Raw genomic sequence first — 13,652 nt, 5'->3', positions numbered from 1 at the left:
CATGTCGTTGATCCCGTCGCAGCGAGTACTTACCTGAGCGCACTCTCCCTCACCGAGAGTGCGCTGGCCCCGTGCATCTGCACGAGGGCCGTTTTTATTGCCGTCGGACTCCACCGGGCGGGCCCCGCCCGCGTCGCACGTGTCGAAAGAGCCTCCACCCTCCAGCCGAAGGCCTGAACCGCCATGACGAGACCCACGCCAGAGACACTCGCCCACTCCGCCCGGCGGGCCCGCACGGCCACCGAGCCGGCCGGCGACGCCGACCACACCCCCGCGCCGCGCGGGGCCGCCGCGGCCACCCCGGCCGTACGGCAGCCCGCCCCGGCCCAGGTCTCCGGGGCCGGCTCGCTCGTGCGGTCCCTCGAGGCGCTCGGCGTCGACGTCGTCTTCGGCATCCCCGGCGGGGCGATCCTGCCCGCGTACGACCCGCTCTACGACTCGACCGTGCGCCACATCCTGGTCCGCCACGAGCAGGGCGCCGGCCACGCCGCCACCGGGTACGCGCAGGCCACCGGCCGGGTCGGCGTCTGCATCGCCACCTCCGGCCCGGGCGCGACCAACCTGGTCACCCCGATCGCCGACGCGTACATGGACTCGGTGCCGATGGTCGCGATCACCGGTCAGGTCGCGCGGCCCTCGATCGGTACGGACGCCTTCCAGGAGGCGGACATCCAGGGCATCACGCTGCCGATCACCAAGCACAACTTCCTGGTCCAGACTCCGGAGGAGATCCCGCAGGTGCTGGCCGAGGCCTTCCACCTGGCCTCCACCGGGCGGCCCGGGCCGGTGCTGGTCGACATCCCCAAGGACGTCCTGCAGGCGGCGACCACCTTCAGTTGGCCGCCCACCCTGGACCTGCCCGGCTACCGGCCGACCCTGCACCCGCACGGCAAGCAGATCCGCGAGGCGGCCCGGCTGATGACCAGCGCCCGCCGTCCGGTGCTCTACGTCGGCGGCGGCGTGCTCAAGGCCGGCGCCACCGAGGGCCTGCGCAAGCTGGCCGAGCAGACCGGCATCCCGGTGGTCACCACGCTGATGGCGCTGGGGGCGTTCCCCGACTCGCACCGCCAGCACCTGGGCATGCCGGGCATGCACGGCACCGTCGCCGCGGTCTACGGCCTGCAGAAGGCCGACCTGATCGTGGCGCTCGGCGCGCGCTTCGACGACCGGGTCACCGGCCAGCTCGACTCGTTCGCCCCGGACGCCACCGTCGTGCACGCCGACATCGACCCCGCCGAGATCGGCAAGAACCGGCACGCGGACGTGCCGATCGTCGGCGACGCCAAGCACGTCATCGACGAGCTGGTCGCCGCGGTCGCCACCGAGCGCAACGCGGGCCGCCGGCCCGACCTCGGCGACTGGTGGACCCAGCTGGACGACCTGCGCGAGCGCTACCCGCTGGGGTACGAGGAGCCGTCCGACGGCACCCTCTCCCCGCAGTACGTGATCAAGCGGCTGGGCGAGATCGCCGGCCCGGACGCGGTCTACGTGGCCGGTGTGGGCCAGCACCAGATGTGGGCCAGCCAGTTCATCTCGTACGAGAAGCCGGGCAGCTGGCTCAACTCCGGCGGCCTCGGCACCATGGGGTACGCCGTGCCGGCGGCGATGGGCGCCAAGGTGGGCCGGCCGGACACGGTGGTCTGGGCGGTGGACGGCGACGGCTGCTTCCAGATGACCAACCAGGAGCTGGCCACCTGCGCGCTGGAGGGCATCCCGATCAAGGTCGCCGTGATCAACAACGGCAACCTCGGCATGGTCCGGCAGTGGCAGACCCTCTTCTACGGTGAGCGGTACTCCAACACCGAGCTGGGCACCCACAAGCACCGCATCCCGGACTTCGTCAAGCTCGCCGAGGCGCTCGGCTGCGTCGGCCTGCGCTGCGAGACCGCCGAGGACGTCGACAAGACGATCGAGGCGGCGATGGCGATCACCGACGCGCCCGTCGTGATCGACTTCGTGGTCGGCAAGGACGCGATGGTCTGGCCGATGGTGGCCGCCGGCACCAGCAACGACGAGATCATGTTCGCCCGTGGCGTCCGCCCGGCCTTCGACGAAGACGAGATCTAGGTCATGACCGAATGCACCGAGCGCAGCGAGGGCCATGAGGGCATGACAAAGGAGGCACGATGACTCTGCACACCCTTTCGGTCCTGGTGGAGAACAAGCCGGGTGTCCTGGCCCGGGTCTCCGGCCTGTTCTCCCGGCGCGGGTTCAACATCGACAGCCTCGCCGTGGGCGAGACCGAGAACCCGGACGTCTCCCGGATCACCATCGTGGTCAACGCCGAGTCGTCCCCGTTGGAGCAGGTCACCAAGCAGCTCAACAAGCTGGTCAACGTACTGAAGATCGTGGAGCTGGACCCGCAGGTCTCGGTGGCCCGGGAGCTGCTGCTGGTCAAGGTCCGCGCGGACCGCAACGCCCGGGCGCAGGTGCTGGAGACGGTCAACCTGTTCCGGGCCCGGGTGGTCGACGTCGCGCCGGACACGCTGACCATCGAGGCCACCGGCACCCCCGACAAGCTGGACGCGCTGCTGCGCGACCTCGAACCGTTCGGCATCAAGGAGATGGTCCAGTCCGGCACGGTGGCGATCGGGCGCGGCTCGCGCTCCATCACCGCCGGGCCCGCGCTGCGCGCCGCCTGACCTGACCTCGCCGGCGCTCCGCGCCGCCCGAACCACCGCACAAGTCCACGACGGGCCGCTCGGACCGCCGTACGAAAGGGAAGTCAATGAGCGTTGAGGTGTACTACGACGACGACGCCGACCTGGGCCTGATCCAGGGCCGCAAGGTCGCGGTGATCGGGTACGGCAGCCAGGGCCACGCCCACGCGCTGTCGCTGCGCGACTCCGGCGTCGACGTGGTGATCGGCCTGCCGGCGGGCTCGAAGAGCCGGCCGAAGGCCGAGGAGCAGGGCCTGCGGGTGCTCACGCCGGCCGAGGCGGCCGCCGAGGCGGACGTCATCATGATCCTGGCGCCGGACACCGCGCAGCGCGGCCTGTACGCCGAGGCGATCGCCCCCAACCTCGCCCCCGGCAAGGCGCTCTTCTTCGGCCACGGCTTCAACATCCGGTACGACCTGATCAAGCCGCCGGCCGACGTGGACGTGGCGATGGTCGCCCCGAAGGGCCCCGGTCACCTGGTCCGCCGCCAGTACGTCGACGGCAAGGGCGTGCCCTGCCTGGTCGCCGTCGAGCAGGACGCCAGCGGCACCGCGTTCCAGCTCGCCCTGTCGTACGCCAAGGGCATCGGCGGCACCCGGGCCGGCGCGATCCGGACCACCTTCACCGAGGAGACCGAGACCGACCTCTTCGGCGAGCAGGCGGTGCTCTGCGGCGGTGCGGCGGCGCTGGTGCAGACCGGTTTCGAGGTGCTCACCGAGGCCGGCTACGCCCCCGAGGTGGCCTACTTCGAGTGCCTGCACGAGCTGAAGCTGATCGTCGACCTGATGTACGAGGGCGGCATCGCCCGGATGCGCTACAGCGTCTCCGACACCGCCGAGTACGGCGACCTCTCCCGTGGCCCCCGGGTCATCGACTCCCGGGTCAAGGACGAGATGCGCAAGATCCTCGGTGAGATCCAGTCCGGCGAGTTCGCCCGCGAGTGGGTGGCCGAGGACGAGGCCGGCCGGCCGAACTTCGCCAAGTGGCGGGCCGAGGGCGCGGCCCACCCGATCGAGGAGACCGGGCAGAAGCTGCGCGCCATGATGAGCTGGGTCGACCGGCCCATCACCGAGACCGCCTGACGCGCGGTCCCGCCCCGGCGGGGCCACCGCGACGCGGCCCGCGACCCGACGCTCTCCCCGGCGTCGGGTCGCGGGCCGCGTTGGCTCCCAGGCGGTCGGACCGACGTCAGGGCGCCGCGCACGACCTGCCGTCCCGCCGGGCTGCGCAGCCACCCCCCGGCGGTCGCCCACACCGGGCTCCCCAGGGGTCGCCGCACCGCATGTCCGCGTCGGCGGCCGTCACACTGCGTGCGGTCTCACGCGGAGGCACCCGATCCGGGTCGGGCGAAGCGCACCGCCTCCGCCTCAGCGGCCGTCCGGTCCGCCTCGTGCTGGCGGCCGAGCCGGGTCAGCGTGCCGGCGAGGTCGCCCAACGCCCGGGCCAGCGGCAGCCGGTGGGCGTCGGGGTCCACGGCGAACAGGTCGCGGCGGACCGCCACCCCCTCCCGCAGCAGGTCGCTCGCGCCGAGCGGGTCCCCGACGGCCTCGACCGCCCGGCCCAGCTCCGCGAGGGAGTCGGCGAGCAGCTCGCGATACCGGACGTCGGCCCCGGCCAGCTTCCGGGCCAGCGCCACCGCCTCCCGGCCGGCGGGCAGGCCCGCCTCCGCCTCCGCCACCGCGCGGGTCGCCGCCAGGGCGCGGACCAGCCGGGGCCACCACACCTCCGGCAGCTCCTCGGAGTACGCCCGGCAGACCGCGACCGCCTCCGCGACCGGCGCGCCGGCCGACGGGAGTTCGCCGGCGGCGATCCGCAGCTCCGCCAGGTCGAGCAGGGCCCGGACGAGCACCTCGTCGTCGACGTCGCGGGCCAGCTCGACCGCCTCGGTGAGCCGGTCGGCCGCCTCGTCCCGCCGGCCCGCCCGGGCGAGCAGCGCCGCGAGGGTGAGCAGCGCGTCGGCCAACCCACCCGGTCGGCCGCGCGGGCCGGCCGCCACCGTCGCCCGCCAGTGGGCGACCGCCTCCTCGGCGGTCCGGCGGGCCTGGCCGGGGTCGCCCAGGGCGTCCTGACAGCACGCCAGCAGGCTCAGCACCCGGGCCAGTCGCGGCCGGGACGGCGGGTGCAGCCGGAGCCAGAGCGGCGATGCCAGCTCGGTACGGACCTCGGAGACCAGCTCTGACGCCTCGGCGTGCCGTCCCGCCGCGACCAGCGACTCGGCCAACCCGATCGCCAGCAGGTGGCCGGCCGGGGCGTACCGGGCCCGGCGCACCAGGGGCAGCGCCCGGTGCCGCGCCATCGCCTCCCGCCGGACGGCCAGCGCCTCCTCCTGCCGGCCCAGCGTCGCCTGGCAGTCCCCGATCACGCCCAGCGTCAACGCCGAGCGCACCCGCTCATCGGCGCCCCGGGGGCCGATCCGCCGCCAGATCGTCCGGGCGCCCAACGCCAGCGGCAGCGCCTCGCGTACCGCGCCGCAGGTGTGCAGGTGCACGGCCGCCAGCCGGCGGGCCTCGGCGAGCACGAGCAGCGCGGCGCGGTCGGTGGTGTCCTCGACGTACCCGATCGCCTCCCGGCACTGCGCGGCGGCCGACGCCGCGGTGCGGTCGTCCGGGACGGCGGCCTGCGCGACCAGGGCCCGGGCGAGGCCGGTGCGGTGCCGGCCGGGCTGCTGCTCATCCAGCCGGCGGTAGAGCGCCACCGCCTCGTCAGCGGCGGCCGTGCGCCGGGCGGTGGCGGTGGCGCTCGGCAGGCTGCCCACGTGCTGGGACCGGGTGACCAACGCCTCGGCCAGCGGCGGGCCAAACCGGAGCGGGGCCCGCCGGGCCAGCCGGCGCAGCAGGGCGATGCGGACGGTGGGCGACACGGCCGGCTCCCTCCCCGTGAAGGTGCTGCGCTCCGTTGTATCCGGGCCGTGCCACCGGGGCAGCGGGTGAACGCGGGATGACGGGCGTGCGACGACGCTGTGTGAGGGCCCTCACCCCGCCGTCCGGGACACGTCGGGCATCGGGCCACCTACGATCCCTGGTAGGTGCGTAGCCGGCACCCACACGGCCATGGCTCGGATCAGCGCAGGGCGCAGCGCGGCGTCCCGACGCCCCGGGCCGACCGCATACGACCTCTACGAGGACCGATGAATCCTGTCGTACTGATCGCCGAAGAACTCGCCCCCGCCGCCATCGAGGTGCTCGCCCACGACTTCGACGTACGCCACGTCGACGGCACCGATCGCCCGGCCCTGCTCTCCGCGCTCTCCGAGGCCGACGCGGTGATCGTGCGCAGCGCCACCCAGATCGACGCCGAGGCGATCGCGGCCGCGCCGCGGCTCAAGGTGGTCGCCCGGGCCGGCGTCGGGCTGGACAACGTCGAGGTGCCGGCCGCCACCGCGCGGGGCGTCATGGTCGTCAACGCTCCCACCTCCAACATCGTCTCCGCCGCCGAGCAGGCCGTCGCGCTGCTGCTCGCCGTCGCGCGCAACACCGCCGCGGCCAGCGCCGCCCTCAAGGCGGGGGAGTGGAAGCGGTCCAAGTACACCGGCGTCGAGCTGCAGGGCAAGACCGTCGGCGTGGTCGGCCTGGGCCGCATCGGCGTGCTCTTCGCCCAGCGCATCGCCGCCTTCGGCACCCGGCTCATCGCGTACGACCCCTACATCCAGCCGGCCCGGGCCGCCCAGCTCGGCGTCCGCCTGGTGGGCCTGGAGGAGCTGCTGCGGGAGAGCGACTTCATCTCCATCCACCTGCCGAAGACCCCGGAGACCGTGGGCCTGATCGGTGAGAAGGAGCTGGGGGTCGTCAAGCCCGGCGTCCGGATCGTCAACGCCGCCCGCGGCGGCCTGGTCGACGAGCAGGCCCTGGCCGACGCGATCGCCGAGGGCCGGGTCGCCGGCGCCGGCGTCGACGTGTACGCCAAGGAGCCCTGCACCTCCTCGCCGCTGTTCGCCTTCGACAACGTGGTGGCCACCCCGCACCTGGGCGCCTCCACCCACGAGGCGCAGGACAAGGCCGGGCTGGCCGTGGCGAAGAGCGTCAAGCTGGCGCTGCAGGGCGAGTTCGTGCCGGACGCGGTCAACGTGCAGGCCGGCGGCGTGGTCGCCGAGGACGTCCGCCCGCTGCTGCCGCTGGCCGAGAAGCTGGGCCGGGCCTTCACCGCCGTCGCCGGCGGGGTGGCCGCCAGCGTCACCGTCGAGGTGCGCGGCGAGATCGTCAACCACGACGTGTCGGTCCTCAAGCTCGCCGCCACCAAGGGGCTGTTCAGCTCGGTGGTCGAGGAGCAGGTCACCTACGTCAACGCGCCGCACCTGGCCGCCGAGCGGGGCGTCGAGGTGACCCTCGCGACGCAGGCCGAGACGGTCGACCACCCCAACCTGGTCACCGTCCGCGGCGCGCTGCCCGACGGCCGTACGGTCAGCGTCTCCGGCACCGTCACCAACACCGGCACTCGCGACGTCATCAAGCTGACCGAGGTGGACGGTTTCGACGTGGAGATCGGCGCGGAGGGCATCCTGCTCTTCCTGCGCTACGTCGACCGGCCCGGCGTGGTCGGCACCGTCGGCACCCTGCTCGGCGAGGCCGGCGTCAACATCGCCGCCATGCAGGTGGCCCGTCGGGAGGCCGGCGGCGAGACGCTGATGACCCTCACCGTCGACCAGGCGCTCGGGGCGGACCTGCTCACCTCGGCGGCCGACTCGATCGGCGCGACCTCGGCCAGCGCCGCCGACCTGCGCGACGAGTAGTACCCGTAGGCACGACGCAGGGGGCCCGGCCGTCTCGGCCGGGCCCCTCGCCGTACGGCGGGTCAGCCCGCGACGCGGGACGGCGGCGGATAGACCGAGCCGTCCTGGGCGTCGAAGAGCATCAGGTCGTGCTGGCCGGCCAGCCGCTCGATGTCGAGCAGCACCTGGTCCTCGCAGGTCGGGACGAGGTTCAGCTCGATGTGGTCGTTGGCCGCGTGCAGCGGTGCGACCTCCCACGGCGTACCCGGCCCGGCGTGCCGATCCGGGTAGCTGGCGGTGATGGCCCGGTAGAAGCCGACGACCCGTGGGTCGGGGTGCCGGTCATCGTGGCGTCCCTCGCGGCACCGCCGCACCGCCGCCCGGACGTCCTCCGGGGTGGCCCCGGCAGGCAGGGCCCACACGCTCAGATCGAAACTCACGGCGGACAGCGTGCCATCCGCCGTTCACCTTCCTGCAGCGGACCCGCCGACGAGCGACTCCGAGTGTGACGGGAAGTCCGTCCAAGACGGTCCGCTGTGGAGACTCTTGCGTCGAGTTGCGTCGATTCGCTAGCGTACCGGTGCGGTCGCCGGCCGAGTGGAGCGTTCGGCCCGTCTTCGGGTGACGAGGTCAGGCGTTCCGGCCGACCGGTCCGTACCCCTCGATTGCGCGAGCCACGCGCACTCGTCGCTGACCGGCCCCCACGGTCGTTGCCGAGACCGTGGGGGCCGATCGCGGGCCAGCCGACCGCGCCACCGTGGACCCCCTCCACCGGTCGGCCGACGTGCCCCCGCCGCGCTCAGCGACGCTGGTGGGCGAAGAGCGCCTGATATCCCGAGCCGTTGCGGAACCAGGCGAGCCCGGTCGGGCCGGCCGCGTACAGCGCGGTGGCGTAGGCGTCCGCCACCGCCAGGTCGGGCCCGACGACGGTGGCGGCGACGAGCTGGTCGGCGGGTTCGCCGGTGTGCGGGTCGACCACGTGGTCCCGGCGGCCCGTCACCCCGGAGGTGCCCACCGCGCCGGCCGTCATCTCCAACACCAGCGGCGCGCGACGCCCGTCGGTCGGGTGGTGCACCGCGACCCGCCAGGGCCCGCCGTGCGCGGCGTGACCCCGCACGGTGAGGTCCGCGCCGGAGAGCACGGCGTAGTCGTGAATGCCGGCGGCACGCAGCCGGGCCGCCGCCCGCTCCACCGCCCAGCCGTTGAGCAGGCCGCCGGGATCGAAACCGCCGGGTACGGCCCAGGCGTCGAACCAGCCGTCGGTGGCGGCGCGCATCGCCGCGCAGCGGTCCACCAGGTCCGCCAGCGGCGGGTACGACTCGGGCGCGATCTCGCCGCGACGCAGCCGGGAGACCAGGCTGTCCGGCCGGCCGGGGCCGTAGGTGAGGTCGATGGCCCGCAGTTCGGCGACGGCGTCCCGCAGCGCGTCCCCGACCAGCCGGCGCCCGACGTGCTCGGGGGCGTTGAGCAGGAGCGAGTACTCGGCGGTGCTGGTGCCTACGGTGTACCGGACGGCGATCCGGTCGACGGCGGCCTCGCCGGTCCGGTCGACCCGGTGGCTGCTGGTGCCCAGCCGCAGGTCCGGCCGGCGCCGGGTGAACGCCGCCTGGTCCACCCACCGGGTGCGGGGCTGCTCGTTCGTCCCGGCCGGTCGGTACCGCTGGTCGATCCGCATGACACCGCTCCTTCGCCGACGGCGCCGCGCCACCGCGGCGAATCCCGTCACGGGCCCCCGTGACCCGTTCGTCATCGACCATAGGCAGCGGACATGACCGCACCATGAATGTCACCTGGGAGCCTCCTGAGCATCCGCATGTCCCGAATGTTGGAAGACGCGTACCGGGAGGCGGGACGGCGACGTACCGTGCACGAGAACGACGAGATGAGGAGCGCCAGGTGGCACGGATCGCGGTGGTGGCCGGGGACGGTATCGGACCCGAGGTGGTCGCGCAGGCCCTCAAGGTCCTCGACGCCGTGCATCCCGGGATCGAGACCACCCGCTACGACCTCGGCGCGGCGCGGTACCACCGCACCGGCGAGGTGCTGCCCGACGCGGTGCTGACCGAGCTGGCCGACCACGACGCCATCCTGCTCGGCGCCGTCGGCGACCCCTCGGTACCGCCGGGCGTGCTGGAGCGTGGCCTGCTGCTGAAGCTCCGCTTCGCCTTCGACCAGTACGTCAACCTGCGCCCGTCGCGGCTCTGGCCCGGCGTGCCGGGTCCGCTGGCCAACGTCAAGCCCGGCGAGGTCGATCTGGTGGTCGTCCGGGAGGGCACCGAGGGGCTCTACGCGGGCGCCGGCGGCGTGCTGCACCGGGACACCCCGGCCGAGGTGGCCACCGAGGAGAGCCTGAACACCCGGCACGGGGTCGAGCGGGTCGTCCGGGACGCCTTCGCCCGGGCCGCCCGGCGCGAGCGCCGCAAGGTCACCCTGGTGCACAAGACCAACGTGCTGACCCACGCCGGTTCGCTGTGGGCGCGCGCCTTCGCGGCCGTGGCCGCCGAGCACCCGGACGTGACCACCGAGTACCAGCACGTCGACGCCGCCGCGATGTTCCTGGTCACCCAGCCCCAGCGCTACGACGTGGTGGTCACCGACAACCTCTTCGGCGACATCCTCACCGACATCGCCGCCGCCGTCACCGGCGGGATCGGGCTCGCCGCCAGCGGCAGCATCAACCCCGACGGGACGTACCCGTCGATGTTCGAGCCGGTACACGGCTCGGCGCCGGACATCGCCGGCAAGGGGCTCGCCGACCCGGTTGCCGCGGTGCTCTCCGCCGCGCTCCTGCTCGACCAGCTCGGCCACGCCGATGCCGCCGCGCGGGTGACCGCCGCGGTCGCCGTGGAGCTGGCCAACCGCACCCCGGGCATACCGCTGCGCACCGAGGAGGTCGGCGACCGGCTCGCCGCCCACGCCGTGGCCTGACCGGCCGCCGGCACGCTCCACCGGTCCGCCTCTCGGGTCCGCCGGACCCGGGGCGGGCCCTCTCGGCCCCGCCGTCGTCGCCGCTCCGCAGGCCCCCGCGGCGCCCCATCCGGGGCGTTCGATCCGCCGGGGCGGAGCTATCCGCTGAACGACCGTTCGGGGTAAGTTTCTGGCACCAGTGATTCGGTGTGCGATCCCGCACGCCGTCGACCCGCAGGGAGGTCAGCGCGATGAGCGGTGGTGACAAGCTCGATTTCGAGATCCGTCCGAATCCCGCACCGGTATCCGCCGCCGACCGGGCCGCCCTGCTGGCCAACCCGGGCTTCGGCCGGGTCTTCACCGACCACATGGTCACCATCCGCTACGCCGAGGGCAAGGGCTGGTACGACGCCCGGGTCGAGGCGCGCGCGCCGATCCCGATGGATCCGGCCAGCGCCGTGCTGCACTACGCGCAGGAGATCTTCGAAGGGCTCAAGGCGTACCGGACGGCGGACGGGGCGGTCACCATGTTCCGCCCCGAGGCCAACGCCAACCGGTTCATCGCCTCCGCCCAGCGGCTGGCCATGCCGGAGCTGCCGGCGGAGACGTTCGTCGAGTCGCTGCGCCGGCTGGTCGAGATCGACCGGGAGTGGATCCCGGACGGGCCGGACGCCAGCCTCTACCTGCGGCCCTTCATGTTCGCCAGCGAGGTCTTCCTCGGCGTCCGCCCGGCCAACGAGTACCTCTACTGCGTGATCGCCTCACCGGCCGGGGCGTACTTCGCCGGCGGGGTCAAGCCGGTCACCGTCTGGGTCTCCCCGGACTACACCCGTGCGGCGCCCGGTGGCACCGGCGCGGCGAAGTGCGGCGGCAACTACGCCGCCTCGCTGGCCGCCCAGGCCGAGGCGATCGAGGCGGGCTGCGACCAGGTGGTCTTCCTCGACGCGGTGGAGCGCCGGTTCGTCGACGAGCTGGGCGGCATGAACGTCTTCTTCGTCTACGACGACAACACCCTGGTCACCCCGCCGCTGACCGGCACGATCCTGCCCGGCATCACCCGCGACGCGGTGCTCACCCTGGCCGCCGCGGCCGGGCACCGGGTCGAGGAGCGGCCGGTCAGCTTCGCCGACTGGCAGGCGGACGCCGCCAGCGGTCGGCTGCGTGAGGTCTTCGCCTGCGGCACCGCCGCGGTGGTCACCCCGATCGGCCGGGTGCGCTTCCCCGACGGGGAGTTCCTCATCGGCGGGGGCGAGCCGGGCCGGTCGACCATGGCGCTGCGCGAGCAGCTCGTGTCGATCCAGCGCGGCGAGGCCGAGGACCCGCACGGCTGGGTGCAGCGCGTCCTCTGACCACTCGTACCGACCGCCGGCCCGCCGCCGTCCTGCGGCGCGGCCGGCGGTCGGGCATCGCGGGTGGCCCGTGCGGGACGCCGGCTAGTCCAGCAGGTGGTCGCGGAGGGCGGCGAGCTGGTCGTCGGTCACTCCGGCGTGGCGCAGGTAGCCCTCCACCGAGCCGTGCCCCTGCCGCAGCTCGGTCAGGAAGAGCGCCATCGCCTCGGCCGGCGAGGCCAGAAACGGCGGGGGCGGTTCCTCGGTCTGCGGGGCGGTGGCCGCCAGCCAGGCGCTGAACCGGGCCGACGCCTCGCTGCTCAGCGCGTAGTCCACGACGATGTCGGCGTCGCTCACGCCGAGCACCGAGAGGGTGAGCGCGCAGACGATACCGGTGCGGTCCTTGCCGGCCACGCAGTGCACGACCACCGGCGCGGTCGCGCTGTCGGCGATCAGCCCGACCGCTTCGGCCAGCCCGGCGGTGCCGGTCTGGGCGAGGTCGGCGTACCGGTCGGCGAGGTAGCGGGCCAGGTCGGACCCCGGCTCATACCGGCGCTGCGCCCAGTCCGCGTGCTCGGGGTGGATGTGCCGGTAGGTGAGCCCGTCCAGCTCCGGCACCCGGCCGTCCCGTTCCACCTCGGACGGTCGCCGCAGGTCGATCACGGTCCGGATGCCGAGGGCGACGAAGGCGTCCCGGTCGGCCCCGTCGAGCCGGTGCGGTGAGTCGGAGCGGTAGAGCCGGCCCCAGCGCACGGTGCGGCCGTCGTGGCCGGGGTAGCCGCCGACGTCGCGGAAGTTGAACATGGCGGAGAAGGGGATGCTGCGGTTGACCTCGATGGCGTCCACCTTGACACGGTAACGGCCGGTGGGGCGTCGCCCCACCGGCCGTCGTGTTCGATCTGCTTACCGCGCGGTGCCCGGGGGCAGGTTGCCGTAGCTGTCGTCGTAGTAGCCGCCCAGCTTGTCCCGGTAGGCCGGGTCGCTGTGGCTGGTCTCGTCGTACTCCGGCGCGGCCTTGATCTGGTCCTTGCTGCGGTCGACGTAGACCTTGCGGTCGTCGTGGGCGACCTGGTTGACCGTGCCGGCCGGCAGCATGACCTTCTTGCCGAAGATCCACGGCCCGGTGTCGACGACCAGGTAGCTGCCGCCGACCTCGTGACTCGCGCTGTCGATCTTGCCGATGCCGCCGTCGGTGGCCTCGACCTTGTAGCCAACCAGGTCGGCGTCGGCCACCGCGGCCTCGTCGCGGTAGCTCCACGGGCTGAACGCGCCGGCGGGAGCGCCGCCGGCGACGGCGCCCTGGCCGCCGTCGATCATCGGTTCGGTGGTGCCGTGCGTGGTGTGCGGGTCGAGCCTGTCCATGAGATGACTCCTGCCTCGACTGTGTTAGTCGTATCGGAGAGAACGTGCTCCCCTGTCCGGAATCAGGTACCCGGGTCGCCCGCCTTCACACCCCGTGACCGAAAACGACGACGGGCCGGCACCGCAAGATGCGGCACCGGCCCGTCCGGCCGTCCGGGTCAGACCAGGGCGGCCTGCGCGTCGAGGGCCACCGCGGCGGCGTGCACGACGGCGGCGATGCGCAGCCCCTCGTGGACCTGCTCCCGGGTGAACCCGGCGCCACGCAGCGCCTTCTCGTGCGACTCCAGGCAGACGCCGCAGCCGGTGATCGCCGAGACGGCGAGGCACCACAGCTCGAAGTCGCCCTTGTCGACGCCCGGCCGGGCGATGATCTGCATCCGCAGCCGGGCCGGCATCGAGGCGTACAGGTCGTCGCCGATCAGGTGCTTGGCGCGGTAGTAGACGTTGTTCATCGCCATGATGGTGGCGGCGCCCTTGGCGGCCTCGATCGCCTGCGGCGTGAGGTGGGCGGTCGCCTCGTCGGCGATCTCCTTCAGCACGACCGGGTTGCGCGCCGCGACCGCGCAGGCCAGGGCGGTGCCCCAGGCCTGCTCCGGCTTGAGGGTCGAGGTGCCGACGGTCGAGCCGAGGTTGAGCTTGATGTCCTTGGCGTACTCGGGCAGAGCCGCCTTGACCGCGTCCAGACCCATC

At 73.7% G+C, this 13,652-nt stretch carries 12 protein-coding genes; 6 read left to right on the top strand and 6 right to left on the bottom strand.

Annotated elements, in window-relative coordinates; translation table 11 throughout:
- The first annotated feature begins 183 nt into the window (after window positions 1-183).
- From GA0074696_RS26390 to ilvC, 3 genes are all read left to right on the top strand, one after another.
- Window positions 184-2,067: an acetolactate synthase large subunit gene (locus GA0074696_RS26390; protein ID WP_088963578.1), complete on the top strand. Its 1,884-nt coding sequence runs from the start codon at window positions 184-186 to the stop codon at window positions 2,065-2,067.
- Between the two features lie 59 nt (window positions 2,068-2,126).
- The gene (ilvN, locus tag GA0074696_RS26385; RefSeq protein WP_088963577.1) at window positions 2,127-2,642 is read left to right on the top strand and encodes an acetolactate synthase small subunit; all 516 of its coding nucleotides are present in this window, start codon (window positions 2,127-2,129) and stop codon (window positions 2,640-2,642) included.
- A gap of 86 nt (window positions 2,643-2,728) precedes the next feature.
- A complete protein-coding gene (ilvC, locus tag GA0074696_RS26380) occupies window positions 2,729-3,742 on the top strand; it encodes a ketol-acid reductoisomerase (protein ID WP_088963576.1) in 1,014 nt (337 codons plus the stop codon).
- A 236-nt stretch (window positions 3,743-3,978) separates the two neighbouring features.
- Here the strand turns inward: ilvC and GA0074696_RS26375 are convergent, their stop codons facing one another.
- Window positions 3,979-5,520, bottom strand: a complete 1,542-nt coding sequence (locus GA0074696_RS26375) for a tetratricopeptide repeat protein (protein ID WP_088963575.1) — start codon at window positions 5,518-5,520, stop codon at window positions 3,979-3,981.
- A gap of 267 nt (window positions 5,521-5,787) precedes the next feature.
- Between GA0074696_RS26375 and serA the strand changes: the two genes are divergently transcribed.
- Entirely contained in the window at window positions 5,788-7,386 is a 1,599-nt protein-coding gene (gene serA / locus GA0074696_RS26370) for a phosphoglycerate dehydrogenase (protein WP_088963574.1), read from the top strand.
- Between the two features lie 62 nt (window positions 7,387-7,448).
- Here the strand turns inward: serA and GA0074696_RS26365 are convergent, their stop codons facing one another.
- Complete coding sequence (locus GA0074696_RS26365; RefSeq protein WP_088963573.1) at window positions 7,449-7,805, bottom strand: hypothetical protein; 357 nt, start codon at window positions 7,803-7,805, stop codon at window positions 7,449-7,451.
- 359 nt (window positions 7,806-8,164) lie between these two features.
- Window positions 8,165-9,040 (bottom strand): FAD:protein FMN transferase, encoded by an 876-nt coding sequence (locus GA0074696_RS26360; protein WP_088963572.1) that lies wholly within the window; start codon window positions 9,038-9,040, stop codon window positions 8,165-8,167.
- Between the two features lie 221 nt (window positions 9,041-9,261).
- Between GA0074696_RS26360 and GA0074696_RS26355 the strand changes: the two genes are divergently transcribed.
- Together GA0074696_RS26355 and GA0074696_RS26350 are read left to right on the top strand one after the other, a co-directional pair.
- Entirely contained in the window at window positions 9,262-10,293 is a 1,032-nt protein-coding gene (locus GA0074696_RS26355) for a 3-isopropylmalate dehydrogenase (protein WP_088963571.1), read from the top strand.
- A 230-nt stretch (window positions 10,294-10,523) separates the two neighbouring features.
- A complete protein-coding gene (locus tag GA0074696_RS26350; protein ID WP_088963570.1) occupies window positions 10,524-11,621 on the top strand; it encodes a branched-chain amino acid aminotransferase in 1,098 nt (365 codons plus the stop codon).
- An 84-nt stretch (window positions 11,622-11,705) separates the two neighbouring features.
- On the opposite strand, the gene GA0074696_RS26345 is transcribed toward GA0074696_RS26350, so the two are convergent.
- The 3 genes from GA0074696_RS26345 to GA0074696_RS26335 all read right to left on the bottom strand — a co-directional run bounded on the left by GA0074696_RS26345 (window position 11,706) and on the right by GA0074696_RS26335 (window position 13,651).
- Window positions 11,706-12,446 carry a tyrosine-protein phosphatase gene (locus GA0074696_RS26345; RefSeq protein ID WP_269458694.1) on the bottom strand — a complete coding sequence of 247 codons (741 nt, stop codon included), beginning with the start codon at window positions 12,444-12,446 and terminating at the stop codon, window positions 11,706-11,708.
- A 57-nt stretch (window positions 12,447-12,503) separates the two neighbouring features.
- Entirely contained in the window at window positions 12,504-12,962 is a 459-nt protein-coding gene (locus GA0074696_RS26340) for a PRC-barrel domain-containing protein (RefSeq protein ID WP_088963569.1), read from the bottom strand.
- A gap of 158 nt (window positions 12,963-13,120) precedes the next feature.
- Window positions 13,121-13,651: a carboxymuconolactone decarboxylase family protein gene (locus GA0074696_RS26335; RefSeq protein ID WP_088963568.1), complete on the bottom strand. Its 531-nt coding sequence runs from the start codon at window positions 13,649-13,651 to the stop codon at window positions 13,121-13,123.
- Window position 13,652 lies beyond the last annotated feature (1 nt).

It is taken from the genome of Micromonospora purpureochromogenes, from assembly GCF_900091515.1.
Classification (GTDB): Bacteria; Actinomycetota; Actinomycetes; order Mycobacteriales; family Micromonosporaceae; genus Micromonospora; species Micromonospora purpureochromogenes.
This window is presented reverse-complemented; position numbering and strand designations above follow the sequence as displayed.

Coding starts and splice junctions, on each gene's coding strand:
- GA0074696_RS26350 (WP_088963570.1), top strand. CDS start 10,524: ATGAGCGGTGGTGACAAGCTCGATTTCGAGATCCGTCCGAATCCCGCA.
- ilvC (WP_088963576.1), top strand. CDS start 2,729: ATGAGCGTTGAGGTGTACTACGACGACGACGCCGACCTGGGCCTGATC.
- ilvN (WP_088963577.1), top strand. CDS start 2,127: ATGACTCTGCACACCCTTTCGGTCCTGGTGGAGAACAAGCCGGGTGTC.
- GA0074696_RS26390 (WP_088963578.1), top strand. CDS start 184: ATGACGAGACCCACGCCAGAGACACTCGCCCACTCCGCCCGGCGGGCC.
- GA0074696_RS26360 (WP_088963572.1), bottom strand. CDS start 9,040: ATGCGGATCGACCAGCGGTACCGACCGGCCGGGACGAACGAGCAGCCC.
- serA (WP_088963574.1), top strand. CDS start 5,788: ATGAATCCTGTCGTACTGATCGCCGAAGAACTCGCCCCCGCCGCCATC.
- GA0074696_RS26340 (WP_088963569.1), bottom strand. CDS start 12,962: ATGGACAGGCTCGACCCGCACACCACGCACGGCACCACCGAACCGATG.
- GA0074696_RS26335 (WP_088963568.1), bottom strand. CDS start 13,651: ATGGGTCTGGACGCGGTCAAGGCGGCTCTGCCCGAGTACGCCAAGGAC.